The organism is Pseudomonas sp. ICMP 460, from assembly GCF_002723595.1.
Classification (GTDB): Bacteria; Pseudomonadota; Gammaproteobacteria; order Pseudomonadales; family Pseudomonadaceae; genus Aquipseudomonas; species Aquipseudomonas kitaguniensis.
Window position 1 is genome coordinate 56,312 of sequence record NZ_LKBR01000035.1, and the last position, 25,439, is coordinate 81,750.

Annotated in this window: 25 protein-coding genes and 2 pseudogenes; 10 read left to right on the plus strand and 17 right to left on the minus strand. The window is 56.4% G+C overall.

The window, feature by feature from the left end; all coding sequences use genetic code 11:
* Window positions 1-218 precede the first annotated feature (218 nt).
* The 8 genes and pseudogenes from AO240_RS20655 to AO240_RS20710 form a co-directional block, all read right to left on the minus strand.
* Entirely contained in the window at window positions 219-752 is a 534-nt protein-coding gene (locus AO240_RS20655; protein ID WP_177445850.1) for a hypothetical protein, read from the minus strand.
* Window positions 749-3,844, minus strand: coding sequence for a hypothetical protein (locus tag AO240_RS20660; protein ID WP_256586012.1), 3,096 nt, complete (start codon window positions 3,842-3,844; stop codon window positions 749-751). Before AO240_RS20660 ends, AO240_RS20655 begins: the two co-directional genes overlap by 4 nt.
* Window positions 3,841-4,839, minus strand: a complete 999-nt coding sequence (locus AO240_RS20670; protein ID WP_099238789.1) for a sel1 repeat family protein — start codon at window positions 4,837-4,839, stop codon at window positions 3,841-3,843. Before AO240_RS20670 ends, AO240_RS20660 begins: the two co-directional genes overlap by 4 nt.
* Window positions 4,820-5,132: pseudogene (locus AO240_RS29055) on the minus strand (hypothetical protein); the annotation flags it as partial. The pseudogene AO240_RS29055 and the gene AO240_RS20670, both read right to left, overlap by 20 nt.
* A gap of 783 nt (window positions 5,133-5,915) precedes the next feature.
* Window positions 5,916-6,203 carry a hypothetical protein gene (locus AO240_RS20685; RefSeq protein WP_099238793.1) on the minus strand — a complete coding sequence of 96 codons (288 nt, stop codon included), beginning with the start codon at window positions 6,201-6,203 and terminating at the stop codon, window positions 5,916-5,918.
* Window positions 6,204-7,080: 877 nt separating this feature from the next.
* A pseudogene (locus AO240_RS20700) lies at window positions 7,081-7,434 on the minus strand (hypothetical protein); the annotation flags it as partial.
* A gap of 56 nt (window positions 7,435-7,490) precedes the next feature.
* The gene (locus tag AO240_RS20705; RefSeq protein ID WP_099238797.1) at window positions 7,491-7,775 is read right to left on the minus strand and encodes a type II toxin-antitoxin system RelE/ParE family toxin; all 285 of its coding nucleotides are present in this window, start codon (window positions 7,773-7,775) and stop codon (window positions 7,491-7,493) included.
* Window positions 7,765-8,007, minus strand: a complete 243-nt coding sequence (locus AO240_RS20710; RefSeq protein WP_058414739.1) for a CopG family ribbon-helix-helix protein — start codon at window positions 8,005-8,007, stop codon at window positions 7,765-7,767. Before AO240_RS20710 ends, AO240_RS20705 begins: the two co-directional genes overlap by 11 nt.
* 241 nt (window positions 8,008-8,248) lie before the next feature.
* On the opposite strand from AO240_RS20710, the gene AO240_RS20715 reads away from it, so the two are divergent.
* From AO240_RS20715 to AO240_RS20725, 3 genes are all read left to right on the plus strand, one after another.
* Window positions 8,249-8,911: a hypothetical protein gene (locus AO240_RS20715; protein WP_099238799.1), complete on the plus strand. Its 663-nt coding sequence runs from the start codon at window positions 8,249-8,251 to the stop codon at window positions 8,909-8,911.
* Window positions 8,912-9,289: 378 nt separating this feature from the next.
* A complete protein-coding gene (locus AO240_RS20720) occupies window positions 9,290-9,655 on the plus strand; it encodes a DUF6124 family protein (protein ID WP_099238801.1) in 366 nt (121 codons plus the stop codon).
* Between the two features lie 146 nt (window positions 9,656-9,801).
* A complete protein-coding gene (locus AO240_RS20725; protein WP_099238803.1) occupies window positions 9,802-10,014 on the plus strand; it encodes a hypothetical protein in 213 nt (70 codons plus the stop codon).
* A gap of 83 nt (window positions 10,015-10,097) precedes the next feature.
* On the opposite strand, the gene AO240_RS20730 is transcribed toward AO240_RS20725, so the two are convergent.
* Together AO240_RS20730 and AO240_RS20735 are read right to left on the minus strand one after the other, a co-directional pair.
* A complete protein-coding gene (locus tag AO240_RS20730; RefSeq protein WP_099238805.1) occupies window positions 10,098-11,285 on the minus strand; it encodes an MFS transporter in 1,188 nt (395 codons plus the stop codon).
* Window positions 11,286-11,482: 197 nt separating this feature from the next.
* On the minus strand, window positions 11,483-12,319 hold the full coding sequence (locus tag AO240_RS20735; protein WP_099238807.1) for a LysR family transcriptional regulator: 837 nt from the start codon (window positions 12,317-12,319) through the stop codon (window positions 11,483-11,485).
* 98 nt (window positions 12,320-12,417) lie between these two features.
* Here AO240_RS20735 and AO240_RS20740 point away from each other — a divergent pair, with 98 nt between their 5' ends.
* Together AO240_RS20740 and AO240_RS20745 are read left to right on the plus strand one after the other, a co-directional pair.
* Complete coding sequence (locus AO240_RS20740; protein ID WP_099238809.1) at window positions 12,418-13,317, plus strand: DMT family transporter; 900 nt, start codon at window positions 12,418-12,420, stop codon at window positions 13,315-13,317.
* A gap of 130 nt (window positions 13,318-13,447) precedes the next feature.
* Entirely contained in the window at window positions 13,448-13,777 is a 330-nt protein-coding gene (locus AO240_RS20745) for a YXWGXW repeat-containing protein (RefSeq protein ID WP_031319816.1), read from the plus strand.
* 7 nt (window positions 13,778-13,784) lie between these two features.
* Here AO240_RS20745 and AO240_RS20750 read toward each other — a convergent pair whose 3' ends face one another.
* The 3 genes from AO240_RS20750 to AO240_RS20760 form a co-directional block, all read right to left on the minus strand.
* A complete protein-coding gene (locus tag AO240_RS20750) occupies window positions 13,785-14,129 on the minus strand; it encodes a hypothetical protein (protein WP_099238810.1) in 345 nt (114 codons plus the stop codon).
* Between the two features lie 100 nt (window positions 14,130-14,229).
* The gene (locus tag AO240_RS20755; protein ID WP_099238811.1) at window positions 14,230-14,625 is read right to left on the minus strand and encodes a PIN domain-containing protein; all 396 of its coding nucleotides are present in this window, start codon (window positions 14,623-14,625) and stop codon (window positions 14,230-14,232) included.
* Window positions 14,622-14,936 carry an AbrB/MazE/SpoVT family DNA-binding domain-containing protein gene (locus AO240_RS20760; RefSeq protein ID WP_177445851.1) on the minus strand — a complete coding sequence of 105 codons (315 nt, stop codon included), beginning with the start codon at window positions 14,934-14,936 and terminating at the stop codon, window positions 14,622-14,624. Before AO240_RS20760 ends, AO240_RS20755 begins: the two co-directional genes overlap by 4 nt.
* Window positions 14,937-15,034: 98 nt before the next feature.
* On the opposite strand from AO240_RS20760, the gene AO240_RS20765 reads away from it, so the two are divergent.
* Window positions 15,035-15,427 carry a RidA family protein gene (locus AO240_RS20765; RefSeq protein WP_099238815.1) on the plus strand — a complete coding sequence of 131 codons (393 nt, stop codon included), beginning with the start codon at window positions 15,035-15,037 and terminating at the stop codon, window positions 15,425-15,427.
* Between the two features lie 11 nt (window positions 15,428-15,438).
* Here AO240_RS20765 and ppnN read toward each other — a convergent pair whose 3' ends face one another.
* A complete protein-coding gene (ppnN, locus tag AO240_RS20770) occupies window positions 15,439-16,812 on the minus strand; it encodes a nucleotide 5'-monophosphate nucleosidase PpnN (protein WP_058414728.1) in 1,374 nt (457 codons plus the stop codon).
* Between the two features lie 149 nt (window positions 16,813-16,961).
* The gene (locus AO240_RS20775) at window positions 16,962-17,786 is read right to left on the minus strand and encodes an aspartyl/asparaginyl beta-hydroxylase domain-containing protein (RefSeq protein WP_099238817.1); all 825 of its coding nucleotides are present in this window, start codon (window positions 17,784-17,786) and stop codon (window positions 16,962-16,964) included.
* 273 nt (window positions 17,787-18,059) lie between these two features.
* Here AO240_RS20775 and fabV point away from each other — a divergent pair, with 273 nt between their 5' ends.
* Together fabV and AO240_RS20785 are read left to right on the plus strand one after the other, a co-directional pair.
* Window positions 18,060-19,253: an enoyl-ACP reductase FabV gene (fabV, locus tag AO240_RS20780; protein ID WP_058414726.1), complete on the plus strand. Its 1,194-nt coding sequence runs from the start codon at window positions 18,060-18,062 to the stop codon at window positions 19,251-19,253.
* A 258-nt stretch (window positions 19,254-19,511) separates the two neighbouring features.
* Window positions 19,512-20,135, plus strand: a complete 624-nt coding sequence (locus AO240_RS20785; protein WP_099238819.1) for an HAD family phosphatase — start codon at window positions 19,512-19,514, stop codon at window positions 20,133-20,135.
* Here AO240_RS20785 and AO240_RS20790 read toward each other — a convergent pair.
* Window positions 20,132-21,037 (minus strand): LysR family transcriptional regulator, encoded by a 906-nt coding sequence (locus AO240_RS20790; protein ID WP_058414724.1) that lies wholly within the window; start codon window positions 21,035-21,037, stop codon window positions 20,132-20,134. The two genes, AO240_RS20785 and AO240_RS20790, sit on opposite strands and share 4 nt — an antisense overlap.
* 103 nt (window positions 21,038-21,140) lie before the next feature.
* On the opposite strand from AO240_RS20790, the gene AO240_RS20795 reads away from it, so the two are divergent.
* On the plus strand, window positions 21,141-22,310 hold the full coding sequence (locus tag AO240_RS20795) for an aspartate aminotransferase family protein (protein WP_099238821.1): 1,170 nt from the start codon (window positions 21,141-21,143) through the stop codon (window positions 22,308-22,310).
* Window positions 22,311-23,212: 902 nt separating this feature from the next.
* Here the strand turns inward: AO240_RS20795 and punR are convergent.
* The gene (punR, locus tag AO240_RS20800; RefSeq protein WP_099238823.1) at window positions 23,213-24,127 is read right to left on the minus strand and encodes a DNA-binding transcriptional activator PunR; all 915 of its coding nucleotides are present in this window, start codon (window positions 24,125-24,127) and stop codon (window positions 23,213-23,215) included.
* A 122-nt stretch (window positions 24,128-24,249) separates the two neighbouring features.
* Between punR and punC the strand changes: the two genes are divergently transcribed.
* The gene (gene punC, locus AO240_RS20805; RefSeq protein WP_099238825.1) at window positions 24,250-25,434 is read left to right on the plus strand and encodes a purine nucleoside transporter PunC; all 1,185 of its coding nucleotides are present in this window, start codon (window positions 24,250-24,252) and stop codon (window positions 25,432-25,434) included.
* The last annotated feature ends 5 nt before the right edge of the window (window positions 25,435-25,439 follow it).

Here is a 25,439-nt window from a genome sequence, read left to right on the forward strand (position 1 = left end):
GTTATATAAGGGGGCTTGCTGTCTGCTCGCACAACCAGCTTAGAGCTCGCCGTTTAAAAATCACAAGTTAAACCAGTCCACTCCTTTTGGATAGCCGAACGGTGAATCTCTGAGGCGACCTCTAGCACCTTGAGATACTAGAGTAGCCTTTTGGTTACCTACTTCAAAAACCAGGCACTAGAGCGATAAACGTTTACTCCAGCACAAGCCATGTTAAATCATTTGAAATCCTCAGCGCTTTTGGGCATAGCCTCGATGCCTTTATCAGCCTTCCGGCTAATAAAGGCATAACCGCCTTCTTCACAATTTTTTCTCAGTAACAATTTTTCATCTTTTAAAACAGTCAGATAGCTAACGAATGATTGCGCCAGCAAATACGTATATCGACCATTTTTAAATTTTATAATATTTTTGTTAACGCTTCCTTCCGAAGCGTCGACCAAAAAAAACTTACCCTTCGGAGGGAGTTTTGTGATTGGATACGACAGCTCTACATTCTCGGGTGCACCATATCGATATTGAACATAACCAACGCTAGGAGTATCGTTTTTAGACGCACATACCGAGACAATTTTATTTCCGGGTAGAGGACAGCTAAAATAAACGTCCTCATCCGCCGCGCATAAAGTCATACCTAAACTGTCTACATCTGTCTGACCTGCACCTGACTGTCCGGTATATAAAAAAACAACAGCAGCAAATAGCGAAGCGCTTAGACTTAATCCTCCGCCCCAACTGAACTTCACATTCACTTAAAATAGCCCTCGTTCCAGATAAGTTTAAAATTATCTACCCTGGCTTTCCTACTATTGGTTTTTTTGTTAACAATATCTGTTATCGACTCAACAGTAGCATCAGTTGCACCAGCATCCGCTCTCAAATGTAGACGATTTCCCACCCAAAAATACGCTGCTGAACGCACAGCATATTTAATCTGTATGAGTAAATCGGGAGATTCTTCGAAATCATGATCTTCACCTGGCCATTCGCTTGAGTTAGCTTTATACCACGTAGTAAACGTTCTATAGTTTGCTCTACCTGTCAACTGTTTAAGACCGCGACCGCGATATTTCCAGCCATCTCCACTTGCGAAGTCCCCATTCCCTAGTTCCGCACGCCCACCATATGCACCATTAGCAACGGCTTCATAATCTGCCTGATTTACTCGTGTTCCATCGGCTTTTATTGGTTTGGTTGTATCGTAACCATGTGCACGTGCTGCAGCAGGGTTATTCCGAAAATATGAGAAGGACCCAATGAGAGCCGACGCTTTCCAGAGAAATCCTTCTTCAACGCTGAGAGAGGCACCTGTCTCCTGCATGACCTGCGCGAAGAAATGGCTCCTTCTTAGCGGGGTATCCAGCCGGAAGAAATTGATGTGCGCATTTAACTCATCTGCGACTTCCTGCAGTTCTGATTGTCTGGAAGCATCTACCGATGGGTAGATTTTTCTAATCATTTCGAGCGTAAATAAAAATCCGGATTTTGCGCTTATATTCTTTAAGAACTCGATCGGATGAAAGTGCCAAACCACGTCAGTACTCATACTCGCCTTACCGGTAAGCGCCTCCCAAAAAACATATTTGCTAATACGCTCTTTCTCGTGCTTAAGCGTCTTAGGCGATGTCTCAAGCAGCTTATCCAGCCTGCTCCACTTGGCCGCGTCTGCGTTGTACTTCCACTCTGTTGGGTGATGAGCGATCAGCTTTGCCCACTGATCCCTGGTGTCGGCATTTTTTAACGCTTCCGTGAGTTCGCCAGGAGAAACATCCCCATCATGGTTCGTATCTACTTTCGCAAACAACTCCTTGAAAAAAGCAGGCATGTCCTCCGGATCAAGGAAGCCGTCTGCTGTCGCGTTGTTTTCCTCGACGATCTGGAACCCCAATTTCTCCCAATCGTGCTGAGTGATGATGACAGCACTCGCTTTCTTCACCAACCCTGTTACAGACTGCCCGTCCTCTGTCACGCTGACCTCATACCAGTCTTCAGCCCCCTCTTTGATGACCGGAGCTTTACTCAGGTCAACCGCGTGCTGTTTCTTGACTGAAGTGGTCTCCGTTGCAGCGGCTTTTTTCTTGAGCGCTGCCCCGACCGCTAGATGAAGGTACTGCTTCCCTTTCTTTAAGCCAGTCGTATTTTTGAGAAAGTCTTTGACCTCTGCTTCGTCGGTAAAAATCTCAATATGTACCTGATACTTGCTGGAGACACCGCCATCTTCACCGGTCAGATTTTCTGTTTTCCCCAGGTAACCGATCGGGTCTCCTGCCTTGATCCCTGTGCCGGCGGTTTGGACTGAATCGAAGCTGCTTGGGGTCAGAGAGGTCCAGTCAAGCATGTGATAGTCCGCAGCGTTTTCTACAAATATCCAGAAGCTGGGCGGTATTGTCCCGGCGCCTGCCAACACGGCACTGACATTTGTACATTTCGCCATTCTACGAGTAACACCAGCCACATTGAGGTTCAACACCTCTTTGCTATCAAACTCGATGACACCGCCTGGATTGAGCTGCGACAAAGCAACCGAAGCGCCTACAGGTTTACCGTTCTCTGCAACTGCAGGATCTCCGTACATATCCAGTTTTTTGAGTGTCTGTGCCCTTACCTTGCCTTGCCAATAGTTGGGCCTTACTCGCTCAGGTATTTTGTCGGCAACCCAGATCTGGATAGGCTGTGAGTTTTTGTACGGCTCACCATTCTTCAAATAGGCAAACCAGACCTCAGCGCCTTCACTTCGCTTCTTGACCGAGCCCTGATTCACACTGCCTGACAAAATCTTGCCTTTGGCATAAGTGACGTCTCCGTTCATAGCAGTTTCGAGTACTTCCAGCCTGGTTCCTTTTGCCAGCGTTCCGCACGACTCGCTCGCCATGCCTGTTGCTGGAGCGGCGTCATAAGCCTTGAAGTCGCCCACCGTCATGGTCACCTTAGGCGTTGGTGTTTCGTCTGATGCAAGCGGGTAGCGTTGGTAAGGCAGCAAATGCATATACAGACTGTAAAACGTTAACTTGTTTTGCTTATCTTTATTCGGGCCCGTCTCAGGATTTGGCTGAGATTTGTACTCATGACGCACCAGACAGAAGGAGTTGGAGTATTTGAGTTTTTTCTCGTTGTCACCAAACGTGGACTCCAGATAATCCTCATTCAGACGATAAGCGACAACCTCACCGTCGGCCATACAGCGCACGGGCTCATTCAACACACATTGCGGGGCGCTCTTGTCACTTATGTGGATACCACCGTGCCAGAAGTTATTACTTCCCAGCAGGTAGTGGCCGGATGTCTCTCCTTCCAACGCCTTATAAACTTCTTCTGCATCAATGAACTGCTTCCCGTCAGCCTTGCGGAACGGATATTGGAAAGTCATCAAGGGTACTGGCCCGGCAGGCGCGGGCGCTGGAGCAGGTGCCGGTTGCTCTCCGCTTCGATACTGGGCTTTAGGCCTCAGATATTTGTCGGGCATCGGCCAGTAAGCGCCAGCGCCGAATTTTGCGGACTTCGGTCCCGTAGAGGTTTGCGATCCAAAGAATTCACCCTTAGTGCGAGTTGCCTCCATTTTTTCTACAACACCGGTATGCCCCTTTGTCGTCCACAGTGCAATATCACCCTCTTGGACATCATTCAGAGCAATGAAATCGTAGTGGGTGGTGTCTGACGCTAACTCCCTCGTGGTTTTGTAAGGGATGGTATAGCCCGCGCCAGTGAGCATTTTGGTTAGGAGGTGCGAGCAGTCTATCTCTTTACGACCGTTACCATCGGCATCGCTGTTACCAGTGCTGCCATAACCATACTCATACCCCGTGTGAGGGTAATTAGCGCGCTGTTCGAGTAATCCAGTGCTCATAAAAAGCGTCCTGCTTTAAGACAGTGAATGTCGTTGTCTACGGTAATACCTTTTTTGCGAAGCCGGTCTACGTTTGAGGACGCTGCTTCATGCCCTCCTTTTTCGGCTTCGTTATAGCAGGCCATCGCTCTGGGTAGGTCGTTCGGCACAATGGCGCCGAATTCGTAGGCACTTCCCAACTGCATCAGCGCTGAAGGAGCACCTGAACGTGCCGCCGTTACAAGAGCATCCAGCGATTTCTCGGGGTTCAAACACGCTCGCGTCTCCTCGCTTTCACCCTCGTTACAATAAAAGTCGGCCAACGCCACTCCTGCCTCAGGAACGCCCTTGGAGGCATCGATAAGCAGTCCAAGAATCTTTGCGTTTTCGAGACGGGGTGCCTGGCCAGACAAACTGATTGCCGCCGCAGCAAAAGCGGCCTCCGCAGAACCTTGCTCAGCACCGTCCAGATAGCTGTCCAATGCCGATACGTAGAGTTGAGCTGATGACTGAGACTGAGTCTCCATGCCCAACTGATTAAACAACTCCCCACGTTTAAAGGCTCTTACAGCAAGTGATAATTTACCGCTTGGGTCTTGAGCATCAAGTACTTTTTCGAGCGACCAGTCTTCAATACGGCTTAATGTCCAGCAATCGGCCTGCTTGAAGGTCAGTATCGTCAATACCTTGCCTTTATTGTCGCGTATGTAGGCTTGATTCGGCAATTGAACCGTCGCGCTCAGGCCAAGCTTTTGAACGTTTTCGGCAGCCAGTAGTGACAGAGTTGGAGCATCAACAGCTTGTAAGGGGCTCGGCACCACCCGATAAGCTGATCCTTTCGGCTGGACCGTCTGCTGGACTACCGGGGATGCAGTGAAGGCTCGCTGCACTTCCGGGTTTGTAGAGAATTCCTTGAAAAACCCGGCAAAGTCATGAATCGGGCATTGCGCAGCAAAGGCGCCTGAACTCATCCCTAAAGTGAGCGGGATTAACCATTTAAAACCGGAATTTCGCACTCGATCGCTCCTTTTTATTGCAGACTTCATCACTCTGAACACACAAAAAAGTCTTCGGTTCAGCTTTCTCAGGTGGTGCATTCACTAACGCCCAACGCCGTATCCATCAAATTCCCCGCCCAGTCCTGATCCACAACTCCCGGCAATCTAGGCGACTTGATGCCAATCCCGGTTCCGGTGGAACCTCCAGCATTGGCCCTCACATTCACAATGGGGCCGATCATGGTAATCCCGCCCGCGTCGAGCTTGATGAAGCTCCCGCCTGCCTTCGCGGTAAGTTCCACGCCTGCCTGCGGATTCCACGACACTCAGCCTTCGATCATCTGGACACCTGGTCCACTGCCACTTCGACAGGCAGTCGGGGCGCAGCGACGCAGGTTTGCATTGTAAGTCTGAAATATAGATGAAACGAAACCCAATGGATGAGGCGAGTTCCGTTCTCAAGGTCGCCCCGATTCAGACGTTGGGCATGTGTGTTAGCGCGGTAGCCGCACTGTACCTGTTTTATACTGACTCAAAACCGTTCGGCACCGCACCGATTGTCGCTGTGATCTTAGCGGGGCTGCCTGGATGGCTAGACCGGCCCTCATCGAGGAAGCGAACAAGCACGCCAAAGCAGGTCATTGTTCCTCACTGATAGCCCACATGCACGGTGGGTGTAGCCCCGGGTCCAAGCTTTCCCTGTGTCTCACCATAAGGTTCCCCGCTGACAGTTGCCTCAAAAATGCTTTGAAGCGCTACGGGTCAGATAAGTCGATGGTTGCTTAAAGTTTGCTACAAGAGCAGCGCCCAAGCGTTTTTTGAGTAGTAATTCTGGGACGCAAGCGGAGATCTATGTCCAATCCATCATCGGGGCGACGGAGAAGCGGCGGGAGAGCGGTGCGGGTCTGGCGTTGTTTACTGGCATTGGGAATATGCAATCGGTGATGCTGATGGTGAGGCAGTTTATCAGGATTACTCTTGTGAGGTTTCAGCGAGTATTGGGCCTGATCAGCTCGGTGAGCAGCGGAATGACGCAGCTCTGCGGATGACTTTGGTGCCAGAGGTGAGCTCGGCTTGAATGTGTTTAGGTTTTTTTACCTTCGTTTGCATTCATCAAGTTCGTTCTGGTTTTGCAATGTTGAAGTGATACCTAATCGATATTTGCAATACTGGATGACCAGATGTCGCTCCTCTGCACTCAGCTCACTCAATTTTTTATCATCTGATTCGTATGCGAAAATATTTACAAACTCGATTTGAAAGGTCGGGCTTTTCTTTACGAAGAATACTTTTTTCGGATACGCGTCTTCCATCTTTTCGTAAAAGCCGACGTATAGCGTGGCGACGAGTGCCGCCAGAATAATGATCAGTAGAGATTTCATGACGAAGGTGGCCGCAAAAGTTTAGTTTTCATACGAAGGTTTTTCACCCGTTTCATACCGATATTGCCAGGGCAAATTTTTCCTTCACCGGCTTGCATGAGAAACTCTCGGTGACCGCCCAAGGTTGTCACCCTGAATACGCTGCTCAGTGCTTGGATTAAGCTCGTTGGGGATCGGCCGAGTTCGAGCTTTGCGGCCCACTCTAGCGAGGCAGCCTCCAAGGCTAACTGGCGGGTGTACATCGCGGCACAAGACAGCGAATAATCACAGGGCATGCTGCCGTCTCTATTAAAGCAAAAAACAATCTTATTAATGAAAGCCTCTTTTATTCGACGATTGTTGCGGCTTGCTAATAAATTACACTGGAGTAGCCAGCCTGGTCGGACCATTGAGGGTTTGACATGGCCAATCCCTTATCGCGGTGACGCAGACGCGCCAGAGCGGCTGGGTGGTATACGTTAGTGTTCAAATCCCTGATTCAGAATATCTATCTCGCCAGCTGATCTTAGGCATGTGCAGGGCTACATTTATAGAAAGTGATGAAATTTCATCAGTTCCTTCCAGATGTACCCATAGCTATAGCGAAGCCATATAACTTTTAATCGGTCGAAGCTACGTCGTAGCCAACTGTCTTCTCGCGCCTTGAGTTCTCTGCCTATTTCTTCCAGCAGCCATTGATCCTGAAAGCCAGACCAAACAGGGGGGACTGGCGTTTCAAGGTTGCTGAAACACACTGGCGCGACTTCTGAGTACAATATCTGTTCTACGAGCTTTGGGTCATAGCCGCGTATTCTTTGCGCGATAGAAGCGTAGTCGACAGTGCTATCCACAAAGGCTTCTGCCAGTGCGATCTGGGTGCTTGCTCGTTCCTCAGGTGTCAAAAGATGTCCCAATGTGCCAGCTCCTCTAACTCTGCGTCGAATGTATCAGCCGCGACTCCGCCAGCAATACCGCCGGCAATGCTGCCAATGAGAACAACGGCTATGGCACAAGCAGGCGCGCCAGGACCACAAATAGCGGACACGCCCAAACCTGCCAGAAGTCCTCCCGCCGCACCTCCTCCCAGAATCGTGGCTTGACGAGCTGTTTCCTTGGCCTTGTCGTCTGCGTTCAGTATTTGGTAAGTGGCCAGCACCGCCGTCATGATGATGCCTACCTTGCCCATCACGGACATAATTTTGGTGCCAGAAGTGAATTTGGCGGTGGCACTGCCGCACCATTCCAAAGCTCGTGAATGGTCCATTTATTACGGGCATCTTAGGGGCGGAGAGGCGTAATTTGCGACCCTTACCGGTTTGTGCGGGGCCGCTGCCGTGTGTGAAATATGCCGAGAATCTGCAGGCAATCACCACGCACCCGATACGGAATCAGATAAGACCAGTTGGTGACTGCCCACTCCCGGGTATTTTTGACCCGACCTTCACGACCCATGGAAGGAAATTGGGCCAATTTGTCGACGCTGGCGAAGATGGCGTCAGAGAAGTCGTCAGCCGCCTCGGGATTTTCTAGAGCAATGTAGTTAGCTTCGTCTTCGAGATTTTTGAGTGCTTTTTCAAGCCACTCAACTCGCATGCCGACTCCAGCGCCTGGCGCGCATCGCTGCCACTTGATCATCGGTGGCGAATTTGCCTTCGTCTGCATCTTTTACCGCTAACTCAATCTGTGTGGTCAGCGTTTTTTCGTGTTCGATGTAGTCGCGCAGAACGTCCATCGCCAGGTAGCTCGCAGTCTGCCCGTTGGTTTTGGCCAAGTCGGCGAGAGAGTTGGACAGGTCTTCCGGCAGGTTTAGGGATATTCCAGTCATGGCAGCCTCAATGATGGACGGTGGTTGGCATCTTACACCGTGGAGTACTGGCTTGAATCAGCATGTCGTCGCTAGGTGTATCCAGAAGCGATTTCCGCGCTTTTGCTCTGTCGCCTCAAGGTCCGTTATCGGCGCTTGGCCCCGATACTCGATAGTCCCAGGCTTTGAGGAAGGGAGGATCGGTCCGGGTTGGTAGCATTCAGCTACTAATTGATTTGCGACAGCATAAGGAAATTAGTTGATGGGCAAAAAATTGATCATGGGTGTTCTTGTGGGAATGGGAATGCTGGCGAGTTCTCTAAGCGCGACGGCTTCGGACAACCTTTTCAAAAACTACGTCTATGGTGCTCCGCTTGAGAGCTATGAAGCGGACGGCTACTACGATTGCTCTGAAGACATTGGAGGGGTCGCTCGCTGCATTGATGATGTTGATTTTATCGGCTACAAATTTACAGCTGCTCTGGCCTTTTCAGGTTCAAAGCTGATGACTGTCACATTGGTCAGTCCGTACGATTCTGATTTGCATGCAACGGCCCTTGGTTCTTTAGCAAAGACTTTCAAACTCTCCCTACTGTCGGACGACAGGTCCCAGTTGGATATCGTTCAAGCGACGGCGTTAGCGCGTAGCCGGGACGAGCTTTCAGCAAAGATTACAAATTTCGAAGGTGCCGCAACAACAAGTGGCGGGACAATTACATATACCTTCTTTGAGGGTGTCGACAAGGACAAAAAGTTTTCTACCGTCACTAGCCAGCTTGCCACACTGCCGGATAATGTTAGGGCGGCGGATCTCATGGTTACTGGCGAGGGTGCCGATACCGTCGTGTTAATCAGGTTCAGCTTTCCTAAGCTGGAAGCGAATAAAGTTGTTGAGGCAGCGAAAAAGCCGGTTGAGTCATTTTAAGGGTCGCGCGGGGCGATTTTAACTAGCTAGCACTCTTCAGCTTATGAAGCTTCTAAAACGTTCTGGAATTTGGGTGGCGCTGTAAATCTATTCAAACACCCAAATTTTCTAGAAGAAAATGAAATGCGCGTCTGCCGGTTAGAATCGTCGCATTCAGAACTTGTTAAGTATCGTGTTTGTATTCTACGAAGTGGGCGCGGTTGATCTGGCTGATCCATTGTTTCCGGAACTCTCTAGGAAATTTCCCACGCTTTTCTCAGCTTGCCCGTCAGACCACCCATCGCTAACCTCCTCCAGCCGCTGTAAACCCAGCGGCCGGAGGTGGAAGTCCGTATTGCTAAGGCGTTTTAACTCCCGAAAATATTTGGAGCTTCGCCCATGCCCAGCAAAACACGTAAGCCTTACGTAGATCACAACACCGCACCCGTCGATGCCAAACTTCAAACGGCTGCCCAACGCGCGATTCACCATTACCGGCCTCCATCTGACGACTCCACGCTCACTGAACCACCAATCAGCAACCTATTCTCCGTCAGCCCCAACGTCGACACCGAAACCCTCCTTGCCAACGCCTCCGAAAACCTGGAATCCGCCAACCAAATGGCCGCCACCCTGGCCTTCAACCTTGAAGACCCCCAGCGCGCCATCGTCCTCGGTATCCAGCAGCTAATCGACCTCAGCGCTCTACTGGTCGACCGAGCCCATGAGCAAGTCGCGCCAGCAGCCAACGCAGCCACGGCCTGACAACCCAGCCCGCCGCCTTACCTCAAGGCGGCAACCTGAACCCCCGCTGTCACACCGCACAGTTTCATCATTCCCTGCGCCTTTGAGGCCTACGATCTCTCTCAAGAGAGGACTTGCGCGCCTCCAGCCCACAGGGAGCCGAAAATATGATTTCGAACCTCGTCAAAGTTGTGATGATCGCCGGCGCTGTGCTGTTGAGCGCTTGCTCGTCGGGTGTGAGCAGCGATCCTTGTTTCACTCAGGGATGCCAGGCGTTTGGGGACCACAGCCCCAACAAAGCCGCCAAGATGAATTTTGGCGGCAGTGGGTTGGGCAGTAGTTATGGTGAGTATGGTTCTGGGTTGTTGCATGATGACTGATTGAATTGTGTGTTGACGGACCCACCGCTATCGGGAGCAAGCCCCCTCCCACAGTTGATTTGTGGTGGGGGCAGGTTTGGCTGTTAGTGGCCGTTTTTCATGCGACGGGCGATGAGATAAATGCCAAGGCCTGCGAGCGCCGTCGCCGCGCCGATGTAACCGGTGCTGGTCCAGCCGAGCCCGGCGGTGATCGCCATGCCACCCAGCCACGGCCCGAGTGCGTTCGCCAGGTTAAACGCCGCGTGGTTTGAAGCGGCGGCCAGGCTCGGGGCTTCGTGGGCGATGTCCATCAGGCGGATTTGCAGCGGTGCGGCCATGGAGATCATGGTGCCGACGAGGGCGATGCCGAGCAGTACGCCCCACAGCGAGCTGGCGGCGAAGGTGAAGAAAATCAACACGGCCATCGACCAGACAAGAATCCAGCCAACCGCGCGAAATTGCAGGCGATCGAACAGTTTGCCGCCGGCGATGTTGCCGATGATGCCGCCTACGCCAAACGCGGCGAGACCGAAGGGGATCCATTGTGGCGAGACTTCGGTCACTTCGAGCATGGTCGGTGCGAGGTAGCTGAACACGCAGAACATGCCGGCAAAGCCAACCGCGCCGATGGAGAGTGCCATCCATACCTGCGGTTTGGCGAAGGCGCGCAGCTCTTTGCGCGGGTCGCTGCGTTGTTCGTCGTGGCGGTGCGGCACGAATTGCCAGACCAGGCCGATGGTGCACAGGGCGATCACGCTGACCAGCGCGAATGCCGAACGCCAGCCCAAGTGTTGGCCGAGGAAGGTGGCGATGGGGTTGCCGAGCAGCATGGCCAGGGTCAGGCCCAGCATGACGCGGGCCACGGCACCGGCGCGTTTGTCGGTGGGCACCATGCTGGAGGCGACGACGGCGGCGATGCCGAAGTAGGCGCCGTGGGGCAGGCCGCTGATGAAGCGGAAGGCCATCAGCGAGCTGAAGCTAGGGGTGAACGCGGTGGCGAGGTTGCCGAGGGCGTACAGGCCCATCAATAGCAACAGCATGTGTTTGCGCAGCAGCTTGGCGCCGAGGATGGCCAGCAGCGGGGCGCCGACCATCACGCCCAGTGCGTAGGCGCTGATGGCGTGGCCGACTTGCGGTTCGCTGAGGTTGAGGTTGTGGGCGATGTCGGGCATCAGGCCCATGATGGCGAATTCGCCGGTGCCGATTGCGAAAGCGCCCACGGCCATGGCAGCTTCCATTTTGGCGGCGCTGCGCGCGGGCAGCACGTGTCCGGGTGTTTGCTGGATAGTCATGTAGAGCTCTGTGTTGATGTAGGGCAGTAATGAGAACCGCCGATGCTAATGAAGCGGCGGCGAAGGTGTCTAGAACAGCCTGTTGCGCAAGAGTTCAGTTTCATCAAGAGCCTGGTGACATTACGTCGCACCTGCCGATGCTGCGGCTGCGCCAAGCAAACCAGGGTTCGACCTGGCGCTGTAAGCTGCGCCGGTACTCAGACCGTGAAGTGCCTTATTTGCTCATGCAGGTGCAGGGCCAGCGCATTGCCCGTATCGCATAGCAGGTACAGATGCTGTGCTGGCAGCGCTGGCAGGTCGGTTAGTTGCTTCAGCCCTTCGCCCATGCGGCTTTGTTCCATCAGGCCCACCGCCACGCCACTGCGGATACACGCCTCGACGGCGGATGAGTTGGGGCTTTCGAGCAGCACGCGGTGGTAAACCCCGTGGTCCTTCAAGGCCTGCAACGCCGCCGCACGATACGGGCAACCGGCGAGGGGCACGGTGACGGGCAGCGGCGCATTCGGCGGGCAGTCGAAGTGTTCGGCCGCCACCCACAGCGGCTGCACAGCACCCAAGCGTTCGCCGTGTGCCAGCGGTTGCGCGCTGACCGTTATCGTCAGGTCGAGCTTGTTCGCGGTGAACAGATTCAATAGCTCGCCGCTGGTTCGCGCTTCGACCTCCAGCTCCAGCGAGGGGTTGTCGATGATCAGTCTGGGCAGGTAAGCCTGCATAAACGCGGGCGCGTAGGTGTCGGGTATGCCCAGGCGAATCTTGCCTTGCATGCGCTGCGGCATCAGCGAAATCAACAAGCGGTCGTGGCTCTTGAGGAACTCCATGGTTTCGCCGAGCAGCTTCGTGCCGTACTGCGTCAGTTCTACGCCTTGGTTGCTGCGGCTGAACAGGCGTTGGCCGACCTGATCTTCAAGCTTTTGAATCTGCGTAGTGACGGTGGATGCGCTGCGGTGCACGTGCTCAGCCGCTTCGTTGAAGCGACGAAAGCGTGCCACGGCGTGGAAGGTGCGTAACAAATCGATATTCAGTTGCTGGGTCATGATTCCACTTTTCAGGATCACTGGTGCAGGTTATTCCAATATACACAAGCATGCGCGGCCCTTAGCCTTTCAGTCAACACACACTGGCTGGAGGATTCATGAGGCGATCAACCCTGGGGCTATTGCTGCTGCAAGCGGCATTTGTGCTGTCGTGGAGCTCCGGCTACATCGGCGCCAAGCTGGGCACGCAAGGCGGCGACGCGTTTAACCTGCTGTTCTGGCGGTTCCTGCTGGTCTCGTTGTGCCTGGGGTTATTTTTGAATGTACGGCTGCTGAACATTTCGTGGGCGCAGGTTCGCCATTACGCCGTCATCGGTTTCCTGTCGCAGTTTCTGTACCTGAGTTGCCTGTACGTGGCGATTCAAAATGGTTTACCGCCGGGCATCGCCGCGATCATTGCGGCCTTGCAGCCGTTGATGACGGCGGCGTTGTCGACGGGCAGTTCGGCGGAACGCAGTGGCGGCTGGCAATGGGCCGGGTTAGTGGTCAGTTTTGTCGGCGTGTCGGTCGTTATCGCCGGCCAATACGGTAGCGGTGGCGCAAGCGTCAGTTTGATCATGTACCTGTTGCCAGTGGCCGCGGCGTTGGGGCTGACAATGGCGACCTTGTATGAGCGCCGCTCGGTGCACGTTCAGGACGCTGGCCTGGTACTGCCGCTGTTCATCCAATCGATGTGGACGTTGCTCGGCTTCACCGCGGCGGTGGTGTACACCGGCACGCTGAGCATTCCGCATGATTCGCACGTGCTGATCTCGATCGTCTGGCTGACGGTGTTTTCCACCTTTGTCGCCTACTTGAGCCTGTGGATGTTGCTGCGGGTGATGACCGCGACTCGCGTAGCCGCGCTGGTCTATCTGGAACCACCGGTCACACTGGCGTGGGCAGCGTTAATGTTTGGCGATGTGATTTACCCCTCAACTTACGCCGGTATCGCGGTTGTGGTGTCGGGGCTGATTCTGCTGCGCCTGAAGCGACCGACCGTCGTGTGCGCCTCTTGAGGCACGCCGCTTCAGCAACCTGACAGATACCACCTGTTACAAATAACCCAAGGCCAAGCAGGAGCGAGGCTGCAACAGGGGACTTTTTTTACGGATTTATTCGTTGGGCGATCACGCCCGAGGGTTTTGTATGTTGCTACGTTATGCAGCAATGGCGGCAGTCGTCGTCGCGGCGTCCGGGTGTGTACAAGAACGTGTGGTGCATGAGCGCGGGCCTGTGCAGCGTGAGTATGTCGAAGTCGTGGCGCCGCAACCGCCGCCAGTCCAGGTAATCGAAGTAGAACCGGCTGCGCGCTACGGTTATGTGTGGTCGCGCGGTTATTGGCGTTGGGAAGGCGGGCGTTACGTAGCGGTGCATGGCCATTGGGAAGCGGTGCGCGAGGGCTACCGTTATGTGCACCCGCACTGGGTGCAGCGTAATGACGGTTACCACTGGCAAGGGGGTGGCTGGGTTCGCTGAGGCGTGATCAGGTTGGCTTTTTAGTGCCTAACAACCGAACCTCGCGCAACAGCGCGGCACCCAGCTGATCGGTGCCCAGTTCCTTGTAGCCCACGGCTTTGATGTCACCGTTTTCTTCCGCCTGGATGATGATCACCGGCGTCTCTTTGCCGGTGGCTTCATCCACATGCAAGGCGTACTGCGGTATGTCCAGCGTGATCGGCGTACCTGCCGCCTTGCCTTTTACGTTGATCAGAAACGCCGCACAGCCGGTGTCTACATCGGTGCTGGTGGCGGACCGGCCACTGACGAAGCAGGTGCTCGGCAGGTCGGGCCAGGCGATGGTGTCGGCAACGGCCACCGCGCAGGCCATGCTCAAGGTAGCGAGAAGAAACAGGCGCACGTGAGTGTGTCTCTCGATCAAGGTTGAACGCGGTTTTTACCAAAGCCTGAGCGTCGTCGCAATGCCGCGCTCAGGCCAACTGCTTCATACCGGCTGCCTTGACGGCGTTGAGGTCAAAGGTGGCGGTGTATTTACAGCCTGCCGCGTGTGCGCACCGTTCTATCAGGCAATCGGCAAAATCAGCTTTGTTCGCGGTGAACCGTCGCAGGGCCTGCCAGATGATCTCGGCGTGTTCGATGGTCAGTTCGCGGGTGCGCAACAGGGTTTCCAGCACGGCCACCACCTCGCCCTTGGCGCACTGGTAGCAGCTTTGTAGAACCCACACCAGTTCAACCACCGACACCAGGCTGACAAAGCCCGGCGACAGTTGGGTGAGCGATTCGATCAACTCGGACGCCTTGGGCGATTGAACCGGATCGTCCTGAGTGACATAGCGCACCAGCACATTGGTATCCAGGCCGATCATCGCGCGGTTGCTGCTTGGGCCGCGATGGCGCGGTTCATGTCTTCAATCGAGACGGCCCTGGCGGGCTTTCGGATCAGGCCCTTGAGGTCATGCACGGTTTTACTGGCTGCGATGAGCGAAAAGGTGCCGTCCTCCATTTCGACGAACTCGACGCGGTCGCCGGTTTCCAGGCCCAAGGCAGTTCTGACCTGAACGGGAATGGTGATTTGCCCTTTTGAGGTCAGTGTGGCGGTTGCCATATTAAAAATCTCCTTCGTGATACTCCTTACCTTAGGGTAAGGCGTTATCGAGGGCAAGGTCCGTTGGTCCATAGGTCGCTCTTCTGGTGTGGGTGAGTGGGAACAGGTAAAACCTTAGCCTGACTTAGCCCACCTACACGGCTGAAAACGCCCGTAATGAGATACAGCATATGACTGATCGCCAGCGCATCATCCCGCCCTCCATGCACACCATCGTCGAACGCGCCGGCTATGTGCCCGCGGTCAAAGTCGGCAAAACTCTTTACTGCGCAGGGCAAGTCGGGCGTACGCCGGAATTGGCGATTATCGAAGACCCAGAAGCGCAGTTCATCGCCGCTTGGGCGAACCTGCGTCAGGTATTGGAGGAGGGTGGTTGCAGTTTCGAGGAGGTGGTGGACATGACCACGTATCACGTGAACATGCACGAGCACATGGCGGTTTTTCGTGAGGTGAAAAACCGCCTGTTCCCGCGTGGGCACTGCGCCTGGACGACCATTGGCGTGTCAGAACTGGCGCATCCCGGTTTGCTGGTGGAAATCAAATGCGTGGCGGTGCAGCGCTGACTTACGGCGCCTTACTGAACCACGCGATAACACGGCACATACGCCGCGCCGCCCGGCAACTTCATGCGGTGTTGGGCGACAAACGCCTGTAGCAGCTCGTCCAGCGGTTTCATGATGGCCGGGTCGCCCTGGATTTCGTACGGGCCGTGCTCTTCGATCAGGCGGATACCCTTGTCCTTGACGTTACCCGCCACGATGCCCGAAAACGCGCGGCGCAGGTTGGCGGCGAGTTCGTGGGGCGGCAGCGCGTGGCTCAGTTGCAGGCTTGCCATGTTGGCGTGGGTGGGATCGAACGGGCGCTGGAAGCCTTCGTCGATCTTCAGCAGCCAGTTGAAGTGGAACGCATCGTTGCGCTCGCGGCGGAACTGCTTCACCGCTTTGAGCCCTGCAGTCATTTGGCGGGCCACTTCGGCCGGGTCGTCGATGATGATCTGATAGTGCGCCTGCGCTGCTTCGCCGAGGGTAGCGCCAACGAACGCGTGCAACTGTTGCAGGTACGGCGCCGCGTGTTTCGGCCCGGTAAGCACCACCGGGAACGGCACGTCGCGGTTGTCTGGGTGCATCAGGATGCCCAGCAGGTACAGGAACTCTTCCGCCGTGCCGGCGCCGCCCGGAAAGATGATGATGCCGTGGCCGACGCGCACGAAGGCTTCCAGGCGTTTTTCGATGTCCGGCAAAATCACCAGCTCGTTAACGATAGGGTTCGGCGCTTCGGCAGCGATGATGCCCGGCTCGGTCAGGCCGAGGTAGCGCCCGCCGGTGATGCGTTGTTTGGCGTGGGAAATGGTCGCGCCTTTCATCGGACCTTTCATCACGCCAGGGCCGCAACCGGTGCACACGTCGAGGCTGCGCAGGCCCAGTTCGTGGCCGACTTTTTTGGTGTATTTGTATTCTTCGGTATTGATCGAGTGCCCGCCCCAGCACACCACGATTTTTGGCTCGACGCCCGGGCGCAACGTACGGGCATTGCGCAACAGGTGGAACACGTAGTCGGTGATGCCTTGCGAGTCGCTCAGGTCGATGCGCTGGCTGCCCAGTTCGTTCTCGGTATAGACGATGTCGCGCAGGGCGCTGAAGAGCATTTCACGCGTGCTGGCGATCATTTCGCCATCGACGAACGCGTCGGCCGGCGCATTCAACAGTTCCAGGCGCACGCCGCGGTCCTGTTGATGGATACGCACTTCAAAGTCTTTGTAAGCGTCGAGGATGGTCTTGGCGTTATCGATATGCGCGCCGGTGTTGAGGATGGCCAAGGCGCACTGGCGGAACAAGGTGTAGATGCTGCCGCTGCCGGCTTCACTCAGTTGCTGCACTTCACGTTGGGACAGGGTTTCGAGGCTGCCCTTGGGGCTGACGGAGGCATTGATGACTTGACGTTGAGGCATTCTGATTCCTTGAAAGCACAGCCATCGCAGCCGCCACGGGCGGCGATGGCTTGAGAATGGTGAGCGCCGAACCCGGTCGCACGAGACGGTTATTTTGGCAGGCATACGGCCATGCGCAAACACCGTCAAGCACCATCATGCCGCAGAAGTTACTGAATCAGCTTCCAGTTTTTGTAGAAAACCCGACGCAGGGTAAAGACCAGCCCGGCAAAGCCCGCGATCACGGCGTTGAGCACCCTCGGCAGCGGGGTCGGCCGCACAATATCAATGAACAGGCAGTAACGCTTTGCGTCGTTTTTGTTGAATGACGCGTGCATCAGCGTGTCATCGAAAATAAACAGCGGGTCGTCGTGCCAGTAGTGCTTGTGCTTGCCCACCTGAATGTAGACGCCCTCGTGGTGAGGCGCCGGCGCCATGTTGTAGAGCACGCGAAACATCATGCGCAGCGGGCCGAAGTGGAAGGACGTCGAACGGTTTTCGTTGAACACCGACACACCGATAGTCTTCACAAACGGCAGTTTCTTGCGCAGTTGCGGGATGTCCAGGGCCGTTTCGATGGGGCGGCCGTACCACTGGAAAAACAGCATGCCGCGCTTCTTCTCGGCCATGCGTTCATCCAGGTAGCTGATGATTTGATCTTTGTTGGCCATCGCGTCGTCGATCACCTGTTGCATGTCTTCGCGCCACGCGGGCGGCAGGTCGTGCAGGGTATAGACGTGGCGGTTGCGGCTGCTCAGCAGGTCGAACAAGCTGTTGAACGGCGCCAATATCCACGTATTACGCCCGTTACCGATGAAGTACTTCTTGAGGGTGTCGCGGTCGTACAGGCCGTTGCGCAAGAAGTCATAAACACCGCAGATCAGCACCAGCAGCACAAATACCAAACTCGTTCGGGGGAAGCAGTAGATGAACAGCAGAACCCCCAGCACCCAGGCGGCTGAGACGAGTTTTTTTTGAACAGCACTTTTGCTCATGAAGCGTGGCTCCGGGTTTGAAACAAATTGAAACAATGTTGCCATGATAATGGGTTATGGCGGCGGCAGGCGTTTTAAATAGTACGAGTGTGGGACACCCGCACACAGTTTTTACCGCGCTGGGTAGCCTGTCCCGCGTTTTTTTGATTGGATTTTGTAAACGCAAGATTTGCGACTATCGTGACGCTTCGGTTTTTCAGGCGTCATAGACCGGTACGATTAAGTTGAATGGCCACCATTGGCCTTCGGCACCTTGGAAGAGGCAGAAATTTTATGATCATCAAACCGCGGGTTCGTGGCTTCATCTGTGTGACCGCTCACCCTGTTGGCTGTGAAGCGAACGTCAAGCAACAGATCGACTACGTAACCCAGCATGGCGCCATCGAAGGCGGCCCAAAGAAGGTGCTGGTCCTCGGCGCTTCCACCGGTTACGGCCTGGCCGCGCGCATCAGTGCTGCGTTTGGCAGCAACGCCGATACCTTGGGCGTGTTTTTTGAGAAAGAAGGCGAAGAAGGCAAGCTGAGCTCCGCCGGCTGGTACAACAGCGCCGCGTTCGAGAAGTTTGCGGTCGAAAAGGGCCTGTACGCCAAGAGCATCAACGGCGACGCGTTCTCTGCCGAGATCAAGCGCCTGACCATCGAAACCATCAAGAAAGACCTGGGTAAAATCGACCTGGTGGTCTATAGCCTGGCCGCGCCACGCCGTACCGACCCGCAAGGCGTTGTGCACACCTCCACGCTCAAGCCAATCGGCAAGGCCGTGACCCTGCGCGGTATCAACACCGACAAAGGCGTGGTGGTCGACACCACCCTTGAGCCTGCCACGCAGGAAGAAATCGACGGCACCGTGAAGGTCATGGGCGGCGAAGACTGGCAGCTGTGGATCGACGCCCTGCGTGACGCCGATGTGCTGGCCGAAGGCGCCAAGACCACCGCGTTCACCTACCTCGGCGAGAAGCTGACCCAGGATATTTACTGGAACGGCTCCATCGGCGAAGCCAAAAAAGACCTCGACAAAAAAGTCCTGACCCTGCGCGACAACCTCGCCGCACTCAAGGGCGACGCCCGTGTGTCGGTGCTCAAGGCAGTGGTAACTCAGGCCAGTTCGGCCATCCCGATCATGCCTCTGTACCTGTCGCTGCTGTTCAAAGTGATGAAAGAGCAGGGCACCCACGAAGGTTGCATCGAGCAGGTCTACGGCCTGTTCAAAGACAGCCTGTACGGCAGCGAGCCGAAGCTTGATGGTGAGGGCCGCCTGCGCGCCGACTTGGCCGAGCTGGAGCCGAAAGTCCAGGACGCTGTAGCGGCGCTGTGGAACCAGGTCACCGACGACAACGTCAACGAGATCAGCGATTTTGCCGGTTACAAGGCTGAATTCCTGCGCTTGTTCGGCTTTGAAATCGACGGCGTGGACTACGAAGCTGATGTGAACCCGACCGTGAAGATCAATGGCCTGATCCAGGCCTGATCACGCTCCCAAAATGCACTAGCTGGTTTGCCTGGCAGCGAGCTTGTGTGGGAGCCGGGCTTGCTCGCGATAGCATCACTGTGGTGTGACTGACCCACCGCAGTGGCTGTATCGCAGGCAAGCCAGCGCCCACACAGGCCAGCTTATGCATTTGACCTGCGCCTTTATCCGAACCCTCCTACACGCCATCGCGCCCCCGCCCGCCCTCACACTCTGCCAGACTCCTTGCGCTATCAAGCCACGCTAACGGAGGATCTGATGACGATTCGTGCAGTAGTTTTTGATTTCGGCGGTGTCCTGTTCGACTGGAACCCGCACCACCTGTACCGCCAGCTGATTGCCGACGACCATGCGCGGCAGCACTTTCTCGACACTATTTGCACCCAAGCCTGGAACACCGAGCAGGACGCGGGCCGCAGCCTGGCTGAAGGCACTCGCCACCTGATCGAGCAATACCCGCAACATGAACGCCTGATCCAGGCGTATTACGACCGTTGGCATGAGATGCTGCGTGGCGCGTTGCCGGAAGGTGTGGCGATCCTTGAAGCCTTGCATCAGGCCGATATGCCGCTGTTCGGGCTCACCAACTGGTCGGCTGAAACCTTCCCCTATGCGCGTGCCAACTATCCGTTCCTGCAGTATTTGCGCGATATTGTGGTGTCGGGCGAGTTGAAGCTGATCAAGCCGGATGCGGCGATCTACCACGCCAGCCTCAGCCAGATGCGCGCCCATCTGCCGGATATTCAGCCCGGTGAAGTGGTGTTTATCGATGATGTCGCCGGCAATATCGACGCGGCCGTCGCCCTCGGTTGGCAGGGTATTCACCACGTTTCGGCCGAGCGTACGGCGGCGCGCCTGCGGGAGTTGGGCGTGGCCTTCTAGCGCGCCCACTTCTCCATGGCGAAATCGACGAAGGCGCGCAGCTTGGGCAGGCGGTAACGGTCCTGGCGGTAGAGCAGGTGCATGGGGCGGCTGGACAGTTGATAGTGGGTCAGCAAGGCGACCAGCTTGCCGCTCGCAAGGTCCGGTTGCACCAACGCGTCGGCGAGCATGATGATGCCCATGCCGTTTACGGCCGCCTGGCGCAAGCCTTGCGAGCTGTTGATGGTCAATGTGCCAGACACCGGAATTTCCACCTCGCCTGCCTCGCCGGTCATGCGCCAGAGTTTGTCGGTATCGCGCCAGTTGTCGGTCGCGGGGTAGGCGAACGCGAGGCAGTCGTGCTGTCGCAGATCATCCGGCGTCTGTGGCGTGCCACGTCGCGCCAGGTATTCAGGTGACGCGCAGAGGGTGAGGGTGTAGGCCTGCATTGGCCTGGCGATCAGGCTGGAGGTTTCCAGTTCGCCAAGACGGATCGCCACGTCGAAGCCGCTGTCGACCAAGTCCATCCGCTCATTGCTCAGCACCACGTAGAGGTTGATCAGCGGGTAGCGCCTAGAAAATTCGCTCAAGGCTGGTGCCAGGCGTTCGGTGCCGAACACCGGTGGCGCGGTGATGCGCAGGCTGCCTTTGGGGATTTCGCTGTGGGCCTGCTCTGCCAGCAGTTCGGAGTCGGCGACCAGCCCCAGCACTTCCAGGCAGCGCTGGTAATATTGCCCGCCAAATTCAGTGAGGCTCTGTTTGCGCGTGGTGCGTTTGAGCAGGCTGACCCCCAGGCGTTGCTCCAGGGCGCGCAAGTGGTTGCCGACCATGGTCGTCGACATTCCGCACTCCTGCGCGGCGGCCGTCATGCTGCCGGTCTCTACCACTTTCACGTACACCGACATTGCCTGGAACAGATCCATTATCAAGCCTTGATTTAAAGTCATTGCACAAATTCTGAGTTTATCCACCTCGAGTGGCTAACGATACTGCAGTCATCCCCACGATGCACTGGAGCTTGCCACCATGACCGCCGCCTGCCTGATGACCACGTATCAACCCTTGGCCCTGAGTTTTGTTCGTGGCTTGGGCACGCGCCTGTGGGACCAGCAGGGCCGTGAATACCTTGACGCGGTTGCCGGTGTGGCGGTAACCAATGTCGGGCATTCGCACCCCAAACTGGTGGCGGCGATCAGTCAACAGGCGGGCTTGTTGTTGCACACCTCCAACCTCTACAGCATCGACTGGCAACAGCGGCTGGCCGAGCGCTTGACGCAGCTGTCCGGGCTGGACGGTGCATTTTTCAACAACTCGGGGGCCGAAGCCAACGAGACAGCGCTGAAGTTGGCGCGGCTGCATGGCTGGAAAAAAGGCATTGAAACGCCGTTGGTGGTGGTGATGGAAAACGCCTTTCACGGGCGCACCCTCGGCACCATGGCGGCCAGCGACGGCCCTTCGGTGCGGTTGGGTTTCCAGCGTTTGCCGGGGGATTACCTCAAGGTGGCGTTTGGCGACATGGAGGCGCTGGAAGCCGCCACTCAAGCGTTTGGCGCGCGCATTGCGGCGGTGCTGCTCGAGCCCATCCAAGGTGAAAGTGGCGTGTTACCGGCGCCACCCGGCTACCTGAAAGCCCTGCGCGATCACTGCACGCGGCAAGGCTGGCTGATGATGCTCGATGAGATACAAACCGGCATTGGCCGTACCGGCGCCTGGTTTGCCTTTCAGCATGAAGGCATCGTGCCCGACGTGATGACCCTGGCCAAAGGCCTCGGCAACGGCGTGCCCATCGGCGCCTGCCTGGCGCGTGCCACGGTCGCGCAGTTGTTTACGCCGGGCAGCCACGGCAGCACGTTTGGCGGCAACCCATTGGCCTGCCGCGTGGGCTGCACGGTGCTGGACATCATCGAAGAACAGGGCTTGCTGCAGAATGCCGCGCGGCAAGGCTCGCACCTGCTGGCGCGGTTACGCGTAGAGCTGAGCGAACACCCGCAAGTATTGGCGATTCGCGGCCAGGGTTTGATGATCGGCATTGAACTGGCCCGCCCTTACCGCGACCTGGCCCTGCGAGCGGCGCAAGAACACGGCGTACTGATCAACGTGACGCGCGGCAAGATCATCCGCCTGCTGCCGCCGCTGACGCTGGATGCAAAAGAGGTCGAGATGATCGTGCGCGCCATCACCCGTCTACTGGACTGAAAGGCGATCAAAAGCTGGGAGGGGGCTTGCTGCCGATGGCGGTGTGGCAGTCACTGCATTGGCTGACTGACACATTGTCATCGGGAGCAAGCCCCCTCCCACAGGGATCTTTCCTACTCAGCCATTCGTGGTGCAGAGCCTCAATCCCGCCCACCCGCCTGCTGGATTGAAAGGCGATCAAAAGGTGGGAGGGGGCTTGCTCCCGATAGCAGTGTGGCAGTCACTGCATTGGCTGACTGACACACATTGCTCTCATCTTCACAGAGCAGGTCCATTCAGCCATTCGTGGTGCAGAGCCTCGATCCCGCCCGCCCGCCTGCTGGATTGAAAAGCGATCAAAATGTGGGAGGGGGCTTGCTCCCGATGGCGGTGTGGCAGCCACCGAATTGGCTGACTGACACACATTGCTCCCAACTTCACAGGGCAGGTCCATTCAGCCATTCGTGGTGCAGAGCTTCAATCCCGCTCACCCGCCTGCAGGATTGAAAAGCTATCAAAAGGTGGGAGGGGGCTTGCTCCCGATGGCGGTGTGGCAGTCACTGCATCGGCTGACTGACACATTGTCATCGGGAGCAAGCACCCTCCTACAGAGATCTTTCCCATTCAGCCATTCCTGGTGCAGAGCCTCGATCCCGCTCACCCGCCTGCAGGATTGAAAAGCGATCAAAATGTGGGAGGGGGCTTGCTCCCGATAGCGGTGTGGCAGCCACTGCATTGGCTGACTGACACACATTGCTCTCATCTTCACAGAGCAGGTCCATTCAGCCATTCATGGTGCAGAGCCTCTATCCCGCTCACCCGCCTACTGGATTGAAAAGCGATCAAAATGTGGGAGGGGGCTTGCTCCCGATAGCGGTGTGCCAGCCACTGCATTGGCTGACTGACACACATTGCTCCCAACTTCACAGGGCAGGTCCATTCAGCCATTCCTGGTTCAGGGTGTCGGTATCGCCCAAGTACTCCAGCAACCAGGCCATGGCCGGGGACAGTTTGTTCTGTGCCCACGCCACGCACGACGGGCTGGCCGGGAACGGCCGGCTCAATTGCAGCGCCACCAGCTCGCCGCGTTCTATCCACGGCAACACCTGATGCGCGGGCGCCATGCCGACGCACAGGCCGTCGCGCAGGCAATCAATCGCCGACGCCCAGTTGGGTACCACCAGCCGGCGCTGGTTATCCAGGGTCCAAGTGTCGCGTTTGGGCAGGTTGCGTGAGGTGTCGGTCATGCACAGCGAGGCGAACGGGCGCAGTTGATCGTCAGTCAGCAAGCCCTCCATCGCCGCCAGCGGATGTTTCGCACTGACCACGCACAGCCAATTCAGCAAGCCCATGTCACGAAACGTGAAGTGGCTGGCGACCGGCACCGCACTGGTGGCGCCAATGACGATGTCGGTGCGTTCATCTGCCAAGGCGTCCCACACGCCGTTGTACACCTCATATTCCAGCAGCAGTTCCACCTCGGGAAACTGCCGATAAAAATCCAGCACCAACTGCCGACAGCGCTGCGGTTTGACGATGGAGTCCACGGCCACTTTCAACTGGCCGCTCCAACCATTTGCCACCTGTTGGCATAAGCGCCGCGCGCCGAGCATTTTTTTCATCACGCCGCGGGCCTCGTCTATAAACAGCCGGCCGGCAGGTGTGAGTTCGACGTCGCGATGCCTGCGCACAAACAACGGCACGGCCAGCCATTCCTCAAGCTGACGCACCGTATAGCTGATGGCCGACGGCACGCGGTGCAGTTCCTGGGCGGCCGCGCTGAAGCTGCCATGGCGCGCCACCGCATCAACCACATCCAGTGAGTATTCGGACCACATTGCGCGTGCCTTCAAAATATTTGAAAAGAGTGTTCAATTATTATCGCTTCACAGCAAAAATGTCAGCTTCATAATGGGCGCGAGTCAGCAAATAGTTTGATGGCAAAATTCACAAGGCTTCAATGAAAAATTCTTTTGGTTTTACCTGGTATCTGGCTGGGCTGAGCATGCTCGGTTATCTGGCCATGGACATGTACTTGCCCGCGTTCGGCGCCATGGGCGAGCAGCTGCAGATCAGTGCGGGCGCCGTGGGCGCCAGCCTGAGTGTTTTCCTGGCAGGCTTTGCCGTGGGGCAGTTGGTGTGGGGACCGTTATCCGACCGCCTGGGGCGCAAGCCGATCCTGCTGATGGGCCTGAGCCTGTTTGTGCTGGGCTGCCTGGGCATGTTCTGGGTCGAGACCGCGCCGCAACTGCTGGCCTTGCGTTTTATCCAGGCGATTGGCGTGTGTTCAGCCGCCGTCAGTTGGCAAGCGCTGGTAATTGACCGCTACCCGGCCGACAAGGCCCACCGCGTGTTCGCCAGCATCATGCCGTTGATGTCGCTGTCGCCGGCTTTGGCCCCGTTACTGGGTGCGATGGTGTTGAATCACTTTGGTTGGCAAGCCATCTTCGGCGTGTTGCTGGGTGTGTCGCTGCTGTTGCTGCTCCCCACATTGTTCCTGCACAAGCTGCCCAAGCCTCAAACCCAACCGGGCGAAACCACGCGCCTCGGTTACGCGCAGTTGCTGACCTCTCGCGTGTTCAGCGGCAACGTGATGATCTTCGCCGCATGCTCCGCGAGTTTCTTCGCCTGGCTGACCGCTTCACCGTTCATTCTGGGCGACATGGGTTACAGTCCGAACGACATCGGCCTCAGCTACGTGCTGCCGACCCTGGCCTTCTTGGTCGGCGGCTATAGCTGCCGCAGCGCGTTGCAGCATTACCAGGGCAAAACCCTGCTGCCGTGGTTACTGGTCGCCTATTGCATCAGCATGCTCGCGCTGTATTTGGTCGCGACATTGACCGTGCCGACCCTGACCACCTTGCTGATTCCGTTCTGTTTGATGGCCCTGGTCAACGGCGCCAGCTACCCCATCGTGGTGGCGAATGCGCTGATGCCGTTTGCGGAAAATTCCGGCAAGGCGGCGGCGTTGCAAAACACTTTGCAACTGGGTTTGTGCTTTCTCAGCAGCGCATTGGTGTCGTCGATGATCGAGCAGCCGCTGCAGGTTACCGTGATCGTCATGCTCGCGACCGCGCCCCTGGCCGTGCTGGGTTACTGGCTGGCCCGGCCGCGGGCTGAGCGTTCCAAATGGGCACGCGCCTGAACTGA